The organism is Chryseobacterium sp. NRRL B-14798 (assembly GCF_050470705.1).
Classification (GTDB): domain Bacteria; phylum Bacteroidota; class Bacteroidia; order Flavobacteriales; family Weeksellaceae; genus Chryseobacterium; species Chryseobacterium cupriresistens.
Genome location: NZ_JBFLUL010000005.1, coordinates 1,210,139 through 1,226,893, shown reverse-complemented (window position 1 = coordinate 1,226,893; position 16,755 = coordinate 1,210,139). Strand labels below are relative to the sequence as shown.

General features: G+C 34.4%; 17 protein-coding genes. All 17 read right to left on the bottom strand.

The window, feature by feature from the left end; genetic code table 11:
- Window positions 1–11: 11 nt before the first annotated feature.
- Window positions 12–638 carry a hypothetical protein gene (locus AB1278_RS05930; RefSeq protein WP_202841002.1) on the bottom strand — a complete coding sequence of 209 codons (627 nt, stop codon included), beginning with the start codon at window positions 636–638 and terminating at the stop codon, window positions 12–14.
- Window positions 639–1,009: 371 nt separating this feature from the next.
- Window positions 1,010–2,311: a 30S ribosomal protein S12 methylthiotransferase RimO gene (rimO, locus tag AB1278_RS05925; RefSeq protein WP_202841003.1), complete on the bottom strand. Its 1,302-nt coding sequence runs from the start codon at window positions 2,309–2,311 to the stop codon at window positions 1,010–1,012.
- A 95-nt stretch (window positions 2,312–2,406) separates the two neighbouring features.
- Complete coding sequence (gene rfbC, locus AB1278_RS05920; RefSeq protein ID WP_110010014.1) at window positions 2,407–2,952, bottom strand: dTDP-4-dehydrorhamnose 3,5-epimerase; 546 nt, start codon at window positions 2,950–2,952, stop codon at window positions 2,407–2,409.
- Window positions 2,953–2,966: 14 nt separating this feature from the next.
- A complete protein-coding gene (locus AB1278_RS05915) occupies window positions 2,967–3,536 on the bottom strand; it encodes a sugar transferase (protein ID WP_202841005.1) in 570 nt (189 codons plus the stop codon).
- A gap of 15 nt (window positions 3,537–3,551) precedes the next feature.
- Complete coding sequence (locus AB1278_RS05910) at window positions 3,552–4,688, bottom strand: DegT/DnrJ/EryC1/StrS family aminotransferase (protein ID WP_202841007.1); 1,137 nt, start codon at window positions 4,686–4,688, stop codon at window positions 3,552–3,554.
- A gap of 20 nt (window positions 4,689–4,708) precedes the next feature.
- Complete coding sequence (locus AB1278_RS05905; protein ID WP_110010017.1) at window positions 4,709–5,302, bottom strand: acetyltransferase; 594 nt, start codon at window positions 5,300–5,302, stop codon at window positions 4,709–4,711.
- A gap of 9 nt (window positions 5,303–5,311) precedes the next feature.
- Window positions 5,312–5,914, bottom strand: coding sequence for a sugar transferase (locus AB1278_RS05900; protein WP_202841009.1), 603 nt, complete (start codon window positions 5,912–5,914; stop codon window positions 5,312–5,314).
- A 21-nt stretch (window positions 5,915–5,935) separates the two neighbouring features.
- Entirely contained in the window at window positions 5,936–7,141 is a 1,206-nt protein-coding gene (locus AB1278_RS05895) for a glycosyltransferase family 4 protein (protein ID WP_202841011.1), read from the bottom strand.
- Entirely contained in the window at window positions 7,138–8,274 is a 1,137-nt protein-coding gene (gene wecB / locus AB1278_RS05890) for a non-hydrolyzing UDP-N-acetylglucosamine 2-epimerase (RefSeq protein WP_343639498.1), read from the bottom strand. Before wecB ends, AB1278_RS05895 begins: the two co-directional genes overlap by 4 nt.
- Window positions 8,275–8,278: 4 nt before the next feature.
- A complete protein-coding gene (locus AB1278_RS05885; RefSeq protein ID WP_202841015.1) occupies window positions 8,279–9,352 on the bottom strand; it encodes an EpsG family protein in 1,074 nt (357 codons plus the stop codon).
- Between the two features lie 3 nt (window positions 9,353–9,355).
- A complete protein-coding gene (locus AB1278_RS05880; RefSeq protein WP_202844137.1) occupies window positions 9,356–10,474 on the bottom strand; it encodes an NAD-dependent epimerase/dehydratase family protein in 1,119 nt (372 codons plus the stop codon).
- Window positions 10,475–10,476: 2 nt separating this feature from the next.
- On the bottom strand, window positions 10,477–10,899 hold the full coding sequence (locus tag AB1278_RS05875) for a WxcM-like domain-containing protein (RefSeq protein ID WP_202841016.1): 423 nt from the start codon (window positions 10,897–10,899) through the stop codon (window positions 10,477–10,479).
- Window positions 10,900–10,902: 3 nt separating this feature from the next.
- Entirely contained in the window at window positions 10,903–11,937 is a 1,035-nt protein-coding gene (locus AB1278_RS05870; RefSeq protein ID WP_202841017.1) for a polysaccharide biosynthesis protein, read from the bottom strand.
- Complete coding sequence (locus tag AB1278_RS05865; protein WP_429813002.1) at window positions 11,921–13,051, bottom strand: glycosyltransferase family 4 protein; 1,131 nt, start codon at window positions 13,049–13,051, stop codon at window positions 11,921–11,923. The genes AB1278_RS05870 and AB1278_RS05865 overlap by 17 nt, the downstream gene beginning before the upstream one ends.
- Entirely contained in the window at window positions 13,048–13,683 is a 636-nt protein-coding gene (locus AB1278_RS05860; RefSeq protein WP_343639504.1) for a hypothetical protein, read from the bottom strand. Before AB1278_RS05860 ends, AB1278_RS05865 begins: the two co-directional genes overlap by 4 nt.
- A 710-nt stretch (window positions 13,684–14,393) precedes the next feature.
- Entirely contained in the window at window positions 14,394–15,512 is a 1,119-nt protein-coding gene (locus AB1278_RS05855; protein ID WP_343639506.1) for a glycosyltransferase family 4 protein, read from the bottom strand.
- On the bottom strand, window positions 15,505–16,746 hold the full coding sequence (locus AB1278_RS05850; RefSeq protein ID WP_343639508.1) for a hypothetical protein: 1,242 nt from the start codon (window positions 16,744–16,746) through the stop codon (window positions 15,505–15,507). Before AB1278_RS05850 ends, AB1278_RS05855 begins: the two co-directional genes overlap by 8 nt.
- Window positions 16,747–16,755: the final 9 nt, after the last annotated feature.

The following is a 16,755-nucleotide window of genomic DNA, read 5'->3' as shown; positions in this document are numbered from 1 at the left end:
GTGTTTTGTTATTAGAATGAACTATAGCTATACCAGTTTGTCCCATCACAAATATAAGACAAAGATCCACCTGATTGAAGAGGTGTCGTTGAAGCAGTACTATGAGCTCCCGATACACTAAAGAAGGCTCCATTGGTTGCATCTATAAATGTAATAGTTTTACCGTTGGTTTTCGTTAATGTAGCTAAGTTAAATGTAACATTTGAAGTAACCAGGATTGCATTATTCAAGTCTGCATCTGAGATTGTAGAAGCTGTTTGTGCTCTTACAGTCATTCCTGAAGGAGCTGCACCACCCCCAAAAGGCTTCCATTCTGGAACCGTATTATCAAAATAATAGAAACCAGGGCCAGTAATTTTAGCTTTTCTAGCTCCTGTACCGGTTCCTGAAGTAATGTAAACAATGGCTCCATTTTGAGGCGCAGCATATGTTCCACTAGTATCATCCTTAGCGGATAATTCGGCTGCTGTCATACGAGGGACTAATAAGGCGTCAGGTCTTGCATTATCCGTAGTGTTTGCTACTACATCTAAAGTCGCGGCAGGTGTGGTTGTGTTAATCCCCACTCGCCCCTGTTGAGCTTTAGAAACAGCCGAAAGGCCAACAAGCATAATTGCTGTTAATAAAAATTTTTTCATAAGTTTTTAAAGATTTTTAATTACATTTTTTTTCATCAATATTTCCAAAAAGAGATGATACATCTCAACTTGTGAACATTAAAACAAAGCCAAAGTAATACAATAACTATTTCAATTGACTTTTAGCTTATTTAATGATTAACTTGCTGAAAGCACATGATTTAAAAATATTGCTTCTTGCGCAAATTTAAGGATAATTTTCGATTTTAATTACATTATAAAAGAAAATTAAAAATTCTTAATTACACAAAAAACTCTAATTATATGATTATCAATAAAATAAAAATATATTACCGAGAAAATTCTATGTTAATTTTCATTAATAATTTGATTTTGGAAATACTATTTTGACTTGATTAGTAAGCCTTTAGCTAAACTAACTCTCCGTATAAGTCAAACTCTTCGGCAGAAGTAATTTTCACGTCTGCAAATTCACCAATAGAAATATAAGTATCTTCGGCTGAAACCAAAACCGTATTATCTACATCCGGTGAATCGTACTCAGTTCTTCCGATGAAATAATTACCTTCTTTACGGTCAAAAATACATCTGAATACTTTACCGATTTTTTCCTGATTTTTTTCCCATGAAATCTGAGACTGCAATTCCATAATTTCTTCTACTCTTGCCTCTTTTACTTCCTGTGGAATATCATCTTCCAAAACATAAGCTGTAGTATTCTCTTCATGCGAATAGGTAAAACATCCTAATCGGTCAAACTTCTGCTCTCTTACCCATTCTTTAAGTTCCTGGAATCTTTCTTCTGTTTCACCGGGATATCCAACAATAAGCGTTGTTCTGATTGCCATATCAGGAACTTTCTCTCTGAATTTTCCTAAAAGGGCATCTGTTTTCTCATGCGTAGTTCCTCTTTTCATAGATTTCAACAAGTCTGAATTGATGTGCTGAAGAGGAATATCTATATAATTACAGATTTTAGGTTCTTCGCGGATAATATCAAGAACATCTTCAGGGAAACCGCTTGGGAAAGCATAGTGAAGACGAATCCATTCTACTCCTTCTACTTTTACCAACTCTTTTAAAAGATCACCTAATGCTCTTTTTTTATACAGATCCAACCCATAATAGGTAAGATCCTGGGCAATAAGAATTAATTCTTTTGTCCCTTTTTTTGCCAGTTTCTGAGCTTCCAAAACCAGTTTTTCGATGGGTGTTGAAATATGCCCTCCTCTCATCAAAGGGATGGCGCAGAAAGAGCATGGCCGGTCACAACCCTCAGAAATTTTAAGGTATGCGTAATGTTTTGGAGTTGTTGTTAATCTTTCTCCTACCAGTTCATGTTTATAATCTGCTCCCAGATGTTTTAAAAGTACCGGAAGATCTCTTGTTCCGAAATATTGATCTACATCCGGGATTTCTTTGATCAGATCCGGTTTATATCTTTCAGACAGACATCCTGTAACGAATACTTTTTCCACCTCGCCTCTGTTTTTAGCGTCAACGTAATCGAGGATCGTATTGATAGATTCTTCTTTGGCATTATCAATAAATCCGCAGGTATTGATGACCACAATGTCCCCACGGTCTTCGTGAACCACTTCTTTGCCATTGGCTTTCAGCTGGCTCATTAATACTTCAGAATCATATACATTCTTGGAACATCCAAGAGTGACTACATTGATTTTCTTCTTCCCTACAGATTTTGTACGCATCGTTTTGATTTTGAGTCTGCAAAGATACAAAATATTGGAGAGTTAGGATTAAAAAATAAAAACCACTTTATAAAAGTGGTTTTCAGGGATATGCTTTAAAAGTTTTTTTCTTTAAATCCAGGAGCGTTCTGATCTTTTTCGGAAAGTATGGCATCTTTTTCATCTACCTTCCAATCGATATTAAGATCAGGATCATTGAATTTTACACTGCCTTCTGACTCTTTATTGTAAAAATTATCACATTTATACGAAAATACAGCATGGGTACTTAATACAGAAAAACCATGTCCGAAACCTCTCGGCACATAAAGCTGTAATTTGTTTTCAGCAGTAAGTTCTATTCCGAACCATTTTCCGAATGTAGGAGAATCTTCCCTAAGATCTACAGCCACATCCCAAACGCTTCCTTCAAGACAGGAAACCAGTTTTGCCTGGGCATGTTCTCCTTTCTGAAGATGCAGGCCTCTTAATACTCCGTAGGAAGATCTGGAAATATTATCCTGCACAAAGTGCCCGTTCATTCCGGTAAGTTCTTCGAATTTTTTTTCATTAAACTTTTCAAAGAAGTAGCCTCTTTCATCTTCAAATATGGTAGGCTCTATGATGTAGCAGTCTTTAAGCGGGGTTTCTTTAATTTTCATAATAGTTAAAAACTCTATTTCAATGTGGTTATTAATGTTTTAAACAAGATCTTTATATCGTTTTTGAAAGACATCTTTTCAAAATAGTCCAGATTCATTTTTACTTTGTTCGGAAATAACACTTCATCATTGTAAGCTAAAGGATCTTCCTGGTTTTTCAGAAGGTATTCTTCGTCTCTATATTTAATACTTGCTTCACAGGTAAGCCCGGGTTTCAGCTCCAGAACTTTCCTGTCTTCTCCGACAAGTTTATCGTAATATCCTTCAATATCAGGCCTGGGACCTACAAAACTCATATCACCTTTTACAATATTAAACAATTGCGGAAATTCATCGAGCTTAAATTTTCTGAGAGTCTGCCCTATTTTTGAGCATGTTCTCTTCTGTTCATGAATTGTTTTAATCTTAAAAATGGTAAAAGGCTTTCCATACTGCCCTATCCGGGTCTGAAAAAAGATTCCGTTGGAAGATGTATCCAGACTTGCAATCACAAATAAAATAATCAGTACAGGCATAAGAAAAAGGATCAATATTGCCGATAAGACAAAATCAAAAACTTTTTTCCAATATTTATACTGATTCATTAAGTTCAAATAATATTAAAGTCCAAAGTAAGAATGAACAACCTTTGCTATTCTTTCTTTGTCATCCTCTGACAGATTAGAGCCTGAAGGAAGGCATAATCCGTTATCAAAAAGTTTTTCAGAAACATTCCCGCCATAATAAGGAGAAGTTTCAAAAACCGGCTGCAAATGCATAGGTTTCCAAAGCGGTCTTGATTCTATATTATCTTCTAAAAATGCAAGTCTTAAACCTTCTCTGTTTTTTCCTGTCATTTCCGGATCAACAATCACTGCAGATAACCAGTGGTTGGAATAAAAATCATCATTCGACTCTGAGAGTACAGTTACCCCTTCAATATTGCGGAAAAGGTCAACATAGAAATTGTGCATTGCTCTACGGGCAGCAACCCTGTCCTTAAGCACTTCCATCTGTCCTCTTCCTATTCCTGCTACAATATTGCTCATTCTGTAGTTGAAACCGATGTGTGAGTGCTGATAGTGGGGAGCATTATCTCTGGCCTGTGTAGAAAGGAAAACGGTTTTATCTTTATCTTCCTGAGTATGACAAACCAAAGCTCCACCTCCTGAAGTGGTAATAATTTTATTTCCGTTAAAACTTAAAATTCCAAAACGGCCGAATGTACCGCAAGCCTGTCCTTTATAAGTTGAGCCCAGGGCTTCAGCAGCATCTTCTATCAAAGGGATCTGGAATTCCTGAGCAATGGCAGTAATTTCGTCCATTTTTGCCGGCATACCATACAGATGTACTACAATGATTGCTTTAGGTTTTGTTCCTTTTTGGATTCTGTCTTCGATGGCTTCTCTCAGTGCTTTAGGGCACATATTCCATGTAACCGGTTCACTATCAACAAAAACAGGAATTGCCCCACAATACGCAATTGGATTGGCTGAAGCAGAGAAAGTCATGGATTGACAGATCACCTCATCGCCATGTACAATTCCGCATTCGATAAGAGCAAGGTGTAATGCTGCAGTACCTGCAGACAGCGCAGCCACTTTTACACTTCCACCTAAAAACTGCTCCAGATCACCTTCAAATCCGTTAACATTAGGTCCCAACGGAGCTACCCAGTTTTCTTCAAATGCTTCGTTGATGTATTTTTGTTCATTCCCTCCCATATGCGGTGAGGACAGCCAGATTTTAGTATTCATATTTTTGATTAGTAACTTGTTTATATAATATTTTTCTTGATAATTCTCCCCGGATTTCCCACAATAACTGAGTAATCGGGAACATCGGTAATGATGACTGCACCGGCACCAATTACACACCATTTTCCTATTTTGATTCCCTGGATTACAGAAGCTCCTATTCCAATCTGAGAGCCTTCACCTACTTCCACTCCTCCGGCAAGTGCTGAGTTGGGAGAAATATGAACAAAATCTTCAATCACACAATCATGATCTACAGATGCATTGGTATTGATGATACAATGTTTTCCAATGGCCGTATCTGCATTAATTACCACGCCTCCCATGATTACTGTTCCTTCTTCTATTTTCACAGAACCTGAAATGATTGTTTTGGGATGTATTAAAGTGCCAATTTTATGATTAATCTGTTCTGCGATTTTCTTACGGATCAGATTGTTGCCAATTGAAATAATCAGTTTTTCTTTATCATCCGGTAAATTATTCAAAACCGGAGATCCATAGCATTCCTTTTTAGTGACATCCTGATCTATAAATGCCTTAATTTTTATGTCATTAGCAGCAGCAATATCTGCAATTACCTTTCCATGTCCGCTTGCTCCAAATAAATACATAGCTATTAATTAATTTCCTTGAAATGGTTCTATGGTAACGTGTCCATCGGCTGAAATACCTTCTTTTATAAAAACTTTCTTTATAGTAAGAAATATTATTTTCAGATCCAGGATAAAGGATACATGATCCACATACCAGACATCTAAATTAAACTTTTCTTCCCAAGAAATAGCATTTCTACCGTTAATCTGTGCCCAGCCGGTAATTCCCGGTCTTACTTCATGTCTTCTTGCCTGATGATCATTATAAAGCGGCAGATATTGTACCAGTAACGGTCTTGGCCCTATTAATGCCATATCTCCTTTCAAAACATTAATCAGTTGAGGAATTTCATCTATAGATGTTTTACGGACAAACGATCCCACTGCCGTAAGTCTCTCTGCATCTGGCAATAGATTACCTTCAGAGTCTGTTTTGTCATTCATTGTTTTGAATTTTATAATGGTAAAAATTTTACCGTTTTTGCCAGGTCTTTTCTGAAAGAAAAAAGGTTTCCATTCATTTGCGATGGCCAAAGCAATAAAAAAAACAATAAACACAGGACTTATTATAAGCAAACCGGTTAAGGCTAATATAAAATCAAAAACTCTTTTTACAAAAACACGATACATCTTTTTCTTTTCTCTTTATTTTTAAGCGTTAATAATTTTATCATAAGATTGTTGTACCAAAAATTCTCTTTCCAGGAATTTTCTGCTGTTTTCTCTCATTTCTTCAAAATCATTACTGTCCATTTCTACAAATTTATCTATTGCTTTTATCATCTCCTGAAGATTTGCCGAATGCACGGCTATGCCACAATTATTCTTAACTACATCTGTTCCGATATCTGTAGAAGAGTCTGTAGCTGTAAGGACCGGCAATCTGAACTCAAGATATGAGAGTAAACGAGATGGATAATTCGGGATGGTGAAATCTTTATGCAGAAAGATCAACCCGACATCACAGGACTGTACCAGCAGGTCATACTCAGTTTTTGGAATAGCAGACAAAAGCAAAGCATTTTTGGGGCGGAAAGTATCAAACCACTTCCTCATTTTGCCAAATTCTGTTCCTGAGCCCACTATCACAAAAAATAATCTGTCATCTTCTGATTTAGTTTTTAAGGTTTCTATCACAAAATCAATTCCCTGAGGTTTTCCCAAATTCCCACCATAAATAAAGATTTTCCTATTTTCAGGGATGCCATACTTAGCATGAATTTCTTTATATTGGTAACTCATTTCTTTATTTATAGGTAAGAGCTCAATAGCATTTGGATTTACCTCCAGTTTTTCTTTGGGAATAAAAGGATTATGCTCCATCACAAATTTTAGATTGGCATCAGACATACACCCAATTTTATCTGAAATCAAATATAATTCTTTTTCTTTATTTCTAAAGTAGTTGTATAGTAATCCTTTCTTAGACATCAGCTGCATATCAACAGCATTCTGGGGGAAGATATCCTTTAGGAGCAGATATGTTTTAGCCTGATCTCTTTTTTTGATATATTTAATAAGGTTTGTAAAAGTAATAGGAGGCGTGGCATAAATAATCAGATCAAATTTTACTTCTGGCAAGTGTTTATTGATGGCTCTCAGAAATAGTTTATCGATTGTTAAGGTAGAAATTCCCTTTTCAATAAAGTTCGTTTTCTGGATATTAAGTGTCTTTACATTCAGAAAAACAGTATTCCCTTCTTTTTTCACATTAGTTTTTTGATTTTCGCATCTTTCAACAGGGGAAACTATATACAGGTAATGCCCATGCTGGGAAAATTCCCGCATTAAATCTTGATAAATACCACGTTCTTTTAAGGTATTTATCTTCACTAAGGTAAGAAACATTATATTCATAATTTACTCCAGACTACTCTGTTAACGTAATCGGTATAGCTTACAATAATTCTAACCGTTTTTTCTGACACATTGGGCATAGAATAATCTGCCACAAGTCTGTAGTTTCTATTTTCTCCTGTCTGCTGCTGCTTAAGCTGTACCAATCCCTGCAAAATTCTCTCAGGAGATAATCCCACCATCATAACAGAAGCTTCTTCCATAGCTTCAGGTCTTTCATGTGCTTCTCTGATGTTAAGCGCTCTGAAATTAAGGATTGAGGATTCTTCTGAAATAGTACCGGAATCCGACAGTACAGCATAACTTCTCATTTGAAGAGCATTGTAATCATGGAACCCAAGGGGTTTTAGAAACTGAATTTCAGATCTCACCTGCACCTGCATTTTATCAATCATATTTCTTGTTCTGGGATGAGTTGAAAAAATGATTGGATATTGATATTCTTCTGCAATTGCATTAAGGCTGTTGATGAGTCCTCTGAAATTTTTATCTGAATTAATATTTTCTTCTCTATGGGATGATACTACAAAATACTTTCCTTCTTCAAGATTTAATCTAGTAAGAACATCGGAATTTTTAATTCTGGGAAGATAATGATTCAGAACCTCGTACATCGGGGATCCCGTCTTAATGATTCTGTCAGCAGGAAGTCCTTCTCGCAAAAGGTATTCTCTGGCAATATCAGAGTATGTTAAATTGATATCTGAAATGTGGTCTACAATTTTCCTGTTGGTTTCTTCGGGAACTCTTTGATCAAAACACCTGTTTCCGGCTTCCATGTGGAAAATCGGAATCTGTCTTTTTTTGGCAGGAATAGCACATAAACATGAGTTTGTATCTCCGAGTACTAAAAACGCATCTGGCTTCACTTCCTCGAGAAGCGGATCAATTTTAACCAAAATATTTCCAATTGTTTCTGCAGCTGTTTTTCCTGCTGCTTCCAGGAAATGGTCAGGTTTTCTTAAACCTAAATCGTCGAAAAAGATCTGGTTAAGTTCATAGTCGTAATTTTGTCCTGTATGGACTACAATGTGTTCTACTGCTTCAGAAGTATCTAAAGCGGTTAACACTCTTGATAATCTAATGATTTCCGGCCGTGTGCCCACGACTGTCATTACTTTTAATTTCATCATATGGTTATAAAAAAGTTATTCTTATAAAATGGAGAACTACAAAGGTAAAAAACGCGAGTAAAGTTTGCGAGAACAACCTGTATTTGTTTCTCAATTTTTCATCGTTATTAATAAAAAACGGATAAAAAATGATTAATGAAGCTAAAAACCAGGATAAATAGGCAAATCTATGAGCGTGATTTACTCTTACCAAAAATAAAAATATAGTATTTGTAAAAATAAAAACATTCACTATCCTATGATAAGTGACATCTTTTATCTTTTCAATGAATATAAAATAATAAGAAATTGCCATGATAACCGAACTATAGGCAATCAGATCCCAACGGAATACCTGCTCATCAATATTTTCTATAAAATATTGTGCTCTTTCATCCGGGATTAAGTTGGCAACAGTATGTTCAATTTCAATTCCAAAAAAATAAGAAGCAGGAATTGCCAATCCCCAAATCCAATAGAATTTTCTATCAACTTTGCTTATCAGTCCTGAGAAGATATATACCAATACCGGAAGTCCCAAAGAAAAATGAGATCCAAATGCTAGTAACATGAGTAAAGACTTCCACCATTTGTTTTTAATAAAAACCCCATATAAAAACATGACGGATGCCATCCCCTGTCTGATACCATATACATTATAATTCCAGTAATAAAGGGAAGCTGTATGACAGATAAAAAATAATATCCAGTGCTTTTTAGAAATATGTTTTGATACCAATACCAACAGTGCTACCGATACTAAACCACATAAGATAAAAAAACCTCTCTCATTGGTAATATAAGAGGTAAACAAAATAAAATACCCGAAAAACAAATCCTTATTCGGCATGGGCGAAATACCTTCTACACGTGCTATATCAAAGAATTCCCTATACATTTCGGAGTCTGTGAAACCAGTGATACCTACGGGTCTGAAACCAATAAGGATAACTAAAAACAGAGGAATAAGATAGAAATAGCCTGTATTTCCATCTATACTGAGTAACCGTTTTTTTGAATAACTATCTATCACAACTGCTGTGACCAGCAATGATGTAAACAGATAGAATACAATTGAAAAAGCAACCGGTGTATACATTGATTATACTTTTACGAAATATGTATCAGGATCTTCCGGGTTGAATGCTTCGTTAATCCAAAAAATGGTATAAAGATCTTCATTTCCTATATTCTTAATATTATGGGTATACCAGATAGGCATATCTACATAAGCGGGCTCATCCCCTTTCAGATAAAAATCGAAAATTTCATCAGTATCAATTTTTCGCAACTGGATAAGTGCTTCTCCTTTTATTACTGCGAACCTTTCAATTTTTCTGGTATGAAAATGGTCTCCTCTCGTAATTCCGGGAACTGTTGTAGAGAATGAACACTGACCGCCTATTCCAAGTCTGATCACCTCTACAAAAGCTCCTCTCGGATCTGTATGTTGTGTGAATTTGACAGGATAATGGTTTTTAATATCAAAATAACAACGGAAAGTATTAAACAAGTTCAGATCAAAAGCTGATGTAAGCTGTGGAACCTCACCATTATCAAAATATAATTTTTTATAATTTTCAAGTTTTAACAATACTTCAGAGACTTTATTTACTGAAGTATGCTCTACTTCGTAAAACTCTTTGGAATCTGACGCTTCTATCTGGCCGATGATTTCCTGTACGAGCTCTCCTACGTAGATTAGCTTCACTTCGCCGTCATTATCAATAACAGGGGTTTCACCATGTGTAAGCTTGTAACAGAAGGTGGCAACGAAAGAGTTATAGTTTGGCTTTCCAAAAGGTCCGAAAACATTAGGAATAATCATTCCTGTAAATTTTCCGCCAGCTTTTTTTGCCCAGTCTGCCAAAAGCATTCTTCCTTCTTTTTTCGATTTTCCATATAGATTATCTCTTTCTTCCTGAGAAGATGATGAAAATAAAACATGAGCCTTTGATTCTGTTCGTTCCAAAGAATCTATTAATTTCCTTACGAGTTCAATATTGTTACTGAAAATCACTTCAGGATCCGGATGACGATTCATTGCTGCAAGATGTACAATGACATCACATTGTTTTGCAAATGCATCCAGCTGATCCGGATGATCAAAAAAAGATCTGTCAAACTCAATCCTTTTATACCGCTCAGGCTTTAGCCCCAGTGTATTGTACAGATGTGATCCTACAAAACCGTTTTGTCCGGTTATTCCTATTTTTATCATCATTACATATTTTCAAAATAATCCAGAGGGAAACGATGGTCATCATCAATTTCACCTAAAGAATAATTTACCATTACTAAAAGTTTCGATCCCTTTTCTTTTGCCTGAATTGCAGAGGCATACCCTGCCGGCATATGAAGTACATCCAATTTTTCGTCATTCAACTCAAAAGTAAGAATCTGAAGATCTTTTGAGGGTTCACCCCAGTGATCAATTTTTACCAATTTAATCATAAAAGCTCCCTGGATGGCTGTAAACCAACGTTGTTCTGTCTTATGTCCGGCCCATCCTCTTATATAATCGATATTACTATTCTCAATGCAATATATTCTTTTTATTGCAGAAGCATTATAATTATTATTGAAAAACAGATTTCCTCTTTCATCAGCATATTTTCCACCCTCAATAATTTCCGGATTATTCATTTTTTAGTCCGGATATTGCATTACATCTTCTCCTAATACTTCTTTTCTGATCAAAGGAAGCTTCAAAAGAAGTTTTTTCATTCCTTCAACATCCTGCTGCTTCGTATTATGAGAATGATAATCTTCTATTTTTGAAATGTCTTTCATACCTTCTGAAAAATACTTATCATAATTAAGATCTCTGTTATCTGCAGGAATTCTGTAGAAATCTCCCATATCTTCTGCCTTCAGCATTTCTTCACGTGTACAAAGAGTTTCATAAAGCTTTTCCCCATGTCTTGTTCCAATTACTTTTATCGGACTGCCTGCTTTAAACAATTCTTTAAGAGCCTGAGCCAGATCACCGATAGTTCCTGCCGGTGCTTTATTGACAAATAGGTCTCCAGTATTTCCATTTTCAAAAGCAAATAAAACAAGTTCGACAGCTTCCTCCAATGACATTAAAAATCTCGTCATCTTTGGATCTGTAATAGTAATAGGTTCACCGTTTTTAATCTGTTTAACAAATAATGGAATCACAGAACCTCTGGATGCCATAACGTTTCCGTACCTCGTAAGACAAACTGTTGTATTTTTCAAATTTCTGGAAGCTGCTACTACTACTTTTTCCATCATTGCTTTGGAAATACCCATAGCATTGATAGGATAAGCTGCCTTATCCGTACTCAAACAAATCATTTTCTGAACATGATTTGCTTCAGCTGCATCAATTACGTTCTGTGTTCCTTCTACATTGGTTTTTAATGCCTGCATCGGGAAAAACTCACACGAAGGTACCTGCTTCAAGGCTGCAGCATGAAAAACATAGTCTACTCCTCTCATAGCCTGTTCAATACTTCTGTAATCTCTTACATCTCCGATATAAAATTTCAGTTTATCATTTTTAAATTGATTTCTCATATCATCCTGCTTCTTCTCATCACGGGAAAAAATACGGATTTCTTTAAAATGATCGGTATTGATAAATTTTCTTAGAACGGCTGTTCCGAAAGAACCTGTTCCTCCAGTAATTAGTAATACTTTATTTTGAATATTCATGGAAAATTTTTATTATATTATTATAATGACTGATAAAAGAATAGCTGTTCTTAAAATGTTTCTGAGCATTCAGACTCATTCTTTTAAAGTCTTGTTCATTCACGTTACTGATCATTTCTGCAATAGCCTCAGGATCGTTATAATTTACAAAAAAACCTGTTTCTTTATCCAGATTCATATACTGAATGTCTCTGTATTGGGTTGTAATCAGCACACAGCCATTCTTTAATCCTTCTATCAGAGATATAGGCTGACCTTCTGCATTATAGTTGGTGGGTAAAATCAAAAAGTCAGCATTCTTTAAAAGCTGATCTTTGGCTTCACCCTGAACCAACCCTTTATAGACAACATTGTCTTCCAGCTTATTTTCTTTCACAAAATTATGAAAGTAATCTTTTGCTTTTTCAACGCTGTCAAAAGTCACATCATCCGAGTTACTTAAAAAGTTTCCACAGAAATAAACTTGTGGAGAAATATTATATTTTTCTTTAAGAATCAGGGACGAATGCAAAACATCCAGATAGCCTTTACTCTCAATAAGATTAGAAAGATACAGGATCACCGGTCTGGTCGGATTATATTTTTTTTCTATTGACTCGTCGTTATCAAATTCCGGAATTCCATTAGGAACTACCTTTACTTTTTCTTTATAGTTATCTACAAAATCAAAAAGATCAGTATATACTCTGGACAAAACAATAATACAGTCACATTGGTCGTATGTTTTTTTGATTATTTTCTGAAGGAAAGGAGACTGTTCAAGATAGAATGTTTTAAAATTGCCTCCATGCAGGTGGGCTACGATTTTCTTTCCGAATAATGCAGAAATCCAGACAAACATAAAATCTCTGCAAAAGCCCAGTCTGGACTGTGCTACTGCAATGTAGATCATCTTTGACTTACCTATTGTCGTTATATAAAAGTAAATCAGTTTGATGCACGCTGTAAGATATTCCAGTATCTTCTGAAAATTACTGTCGGTATCTACGCTTACTGTGATATACTTGAACGGAATCATTTGCTTTTTCAGTTCGTCCAAAAGCATATCAAAACATATAGACTGACCACTTATATTTTTAGGGGAGGATTTTACTCCCATTAAAACAAATTTCATCTTTGTAGTTTTATATTACCCGGGCTAAAAATTCTGATAATAACAAATACAATTACCAGGGTAATAGAGTTAATAATAATATTAAGGAGACCAATATTCGAAAAGGCAACAGATCCCGAAATAAAGAGTGTATAAAAATAAATATATTTAAATCGTCCTTTCTTACATCCCTGATAGAGAGTATTGGCAATTCCTCCAAGAAGAAAGTAAGCCAATAACAGTCCTATAATTCCAAAGTTCATATAGGCTGCATAATTACCTACAGGAAAGGAAGTCATATAATCATCATCTACACGGTAAGGTTTATCAATAAACCGTTTTTCGTTTGACATTACTGCCAGGTAAAGGCCATCATCTCCTTTTGGTAGCTTACTTACATCGCTTCTTATAATGGGATGCAGTAAAATTTTTACTACATCTACATATCCTTCTCCATACCAGAAGCCATGTCTGTCAAACATATCTATGATAAATAAATACCTATCCAGTCCACTCATATCAGAAAGCAACTGATAAGACTGATAAGAGTTTTCATCTTTAGTTGTCATCACAGATACCAATCCTTCATTATTCCATGCTGCCGTTCCTCTGAATTTTGGGATGATATACATTACTCCGAAGAAAAGTGCCATCAATAAGATGTACTTGGGCTTAAAGAATTGTTTAATAGATGCTGGCTTTTTTATTTGTATAACAATAAAACAGAATATAAGCATGTACAATATCTGAGTACGTCCGCCGGTAAGCAGGGAAGATAACAGGAAGGTAATAAAAAACACTCCCAGGTTGATCTTTTGTACCAAGTTTAACCGGTCTCTTAAAAGATAGAGATATAATATATAATATCCGATAATTTGTTGAGTGAAATAGATATATCCCAGTTTACTTATATTTTCATTTCTATTGATAAAAATTTGAAAAAGATTGTCAAGCTGTAAGGATTTAAAGTTATAAACAGAAAGTAAGTAAAATATAATACTTAATAAAAATAACAAATTCTTACTTTGTCCCACCGTAATAATATCCAGCTTACTAATCAAAGAACTTAACATTTTTTTCAGAAAAGATACAGTCCCTACAATAAAAAAAATAATACAGCCTACATGCAAAAGAATATACTTGAACAGCAAGTTATTTAAATTATCAGGATCAACAGGTGTATAGATAATATCAGGATGTTTCACTATATAGAACATATAGGGAGTAGCCAATACCGAAAAAAACAATATAATATTTATGGGTAAAAGAAAATCATACTTTTCATACCCAAAAAGTCTGTAATTCTTCCTAAAAAAGAAAAATACCAGAGTAAGAAATATTATATATAATATTATAAAAAAAGTCATCTAAACTGTTTTAGAATTTTCTCATTGATAGAAAGAAATGCGGGCCATGAATATTTTTCTTCTGCCAGTTTTCTACATCTTGCAGGCATTCCATCCTTTTCAGAAATATTTAATATTTCCAACACTTTTAAAGCTATATTTTTAGGATCTGTAGTAGATATTCCACCTACATTTTCGTTACAATAGGTATCAAGGATCATAAATCTTTCTTCCTCATTATCAGCAAGCATAATGACTGGGACTCCTGAACTGAAAGCTTCAAGTGTTACCAGTCCTAAATTGGGACCGTCCACAGTTTGTAAGTAAAGATCAAACATTGGAATAACTTCATTAACATTATCTATAAATGGTCGCAAAAAGACTTTATCCGATAATTGAAAATCTTTTATCATACCCAGTAGTCTTTCTTTTTCAGGACCTTCTCCATAGATAACACCTATTGTATCTTCATCCTCAATATGTCTGAAGGCTTCTACAAAAAGATCAACCCTTTTTATAGGATAGAGTCTGCAACATATTCCAACAATCCTCTTATTTAGAGGTAAATTAAACTGCTCTCTCTCTTTTTTATCGGCAACATTAAATTTATTAATATCTACAGGGAGCCTGTTGATTATTACTTTCGAAGGATCTACCTTATTTTTTTGCTTTAGCTGTAAAGATAGGTATTCACTCAGTCCGATAAAAATGTCCGTACTTCTATTAGGCAGGTTAGTTTTCCAGATAAATTTTTCTTTGGCATCAGCATTTTCATATACATGCATGGTTATATATATGATTTTAATTTTTTTATTAAAAATTTTTAATAACCAAAAAATCAGTGCAGAATCAGGCTGGCTACAGTATATTGTATCAATATTATGATCCTTAAGGTATTTTTTTACTTTAAAAATCTTTGAAAGCATTTTAAAAGTATTGGTTCTATCAGAATCATCAAACTGATGTATTTTTTTTCTATCAATAGCAGGGAAACGTTCCAGTAAATCCATATTGCATGAAAAAACAGCATAATGCAGATTATCATACTGCTGCTCCAAATTTTCGAATAACTGTGCAGAAAAACTTTCTGCCCCCCCAAAACACAGTGTATTAGAAACAATCAATATGTTATTCATTTCCTTTTAAAATTTGTTTGTTAATAATATACATAGAAATACCAAATAAGCTACCACACCAAAGTATATTATATCCTAAAAAAGCAATTACAGACCCCGTAAGACCAAAATAAAACGTAAACGGATAATATAATAATGCTGCAACAACAATCATAAAGACTGAAAAATACAAGGCCACTTTATTTTTATCCATCACTGTAAATAGGTAATTGTAAGGTATCTGGATGAAATAAACCAAAATTGAAATTAAAGATAGTTTCAATAACCACAAGTGGTTCATATCAAAATTCTTGAAGAGATAATTGATGTAGTCTGAAACAAAATAAGAAATCAATAAAATAATAAGTCCTGCAGCAAATAATGGAATTGCAAGTTTTATTGAATTTATTTTTAGCCTTTGAAGTGACACTTTATACCATTCTACCTGTTTATTAATCAAAAAACTACTGATTGCACTTGTAAAAATAGAAAATATCCCCAGAATAGTAATAATTATACTAAACAGACCAAAATCCTCTGGGCTGCATATCTTTTTTACAATAAATAAATTCAGCCTTGCAGATAATAAGTATATGGTGCTGCTCATTAACAGGGGCAATGTTCTTTTAAAAAGATCAGTCTGATAAGTATCAAGAAATATGATTTTTTTAACAATTCCCTTTTCAAAAAAAAGAAGAATAAAATTGACCAAACACCAGATTATACTGTTGAATAAAAATATATAGCTGATCTGATGGAGATCAAACCCCTTATAAATCCCAAGAATGACAAAGGATATAAGGCTTATATAGTGCATGCTTTTTAATATTGAAAATTTTAAAATTTCCTCCTTAGAAAGCAATGTATAATAATAAGTTTCAGACAAAGAATCGATTCCTCTGGAAACTATCATTAGCAGTACTATTTCGCTGAAAAGGTTTAGTTCCAATAGTACAAATGAAATAATAAATATAGATAATGAAATCAGGATTCTAATGATATATAAAGATATGGCATATTTATCCCTAAGTGCTGTCTTCAGTACAAAATCACGCCGCATAGTTGTTAACAAGGCAACAGCTAAAACACTGGAAACCAACTGCCCCACAGTATTAGCAAATGTAAGTTCTCCAATTTCTGCTAGAGATGCTTTCTTGGAAAAAGAGATCAGGATAACAAAAACTGAAAATCCGGCAATATACTCCGGTGCAGACATCAACAGCATATTTTTGAAAGCTCTAATTTTATGTTTCATAAATCTCCT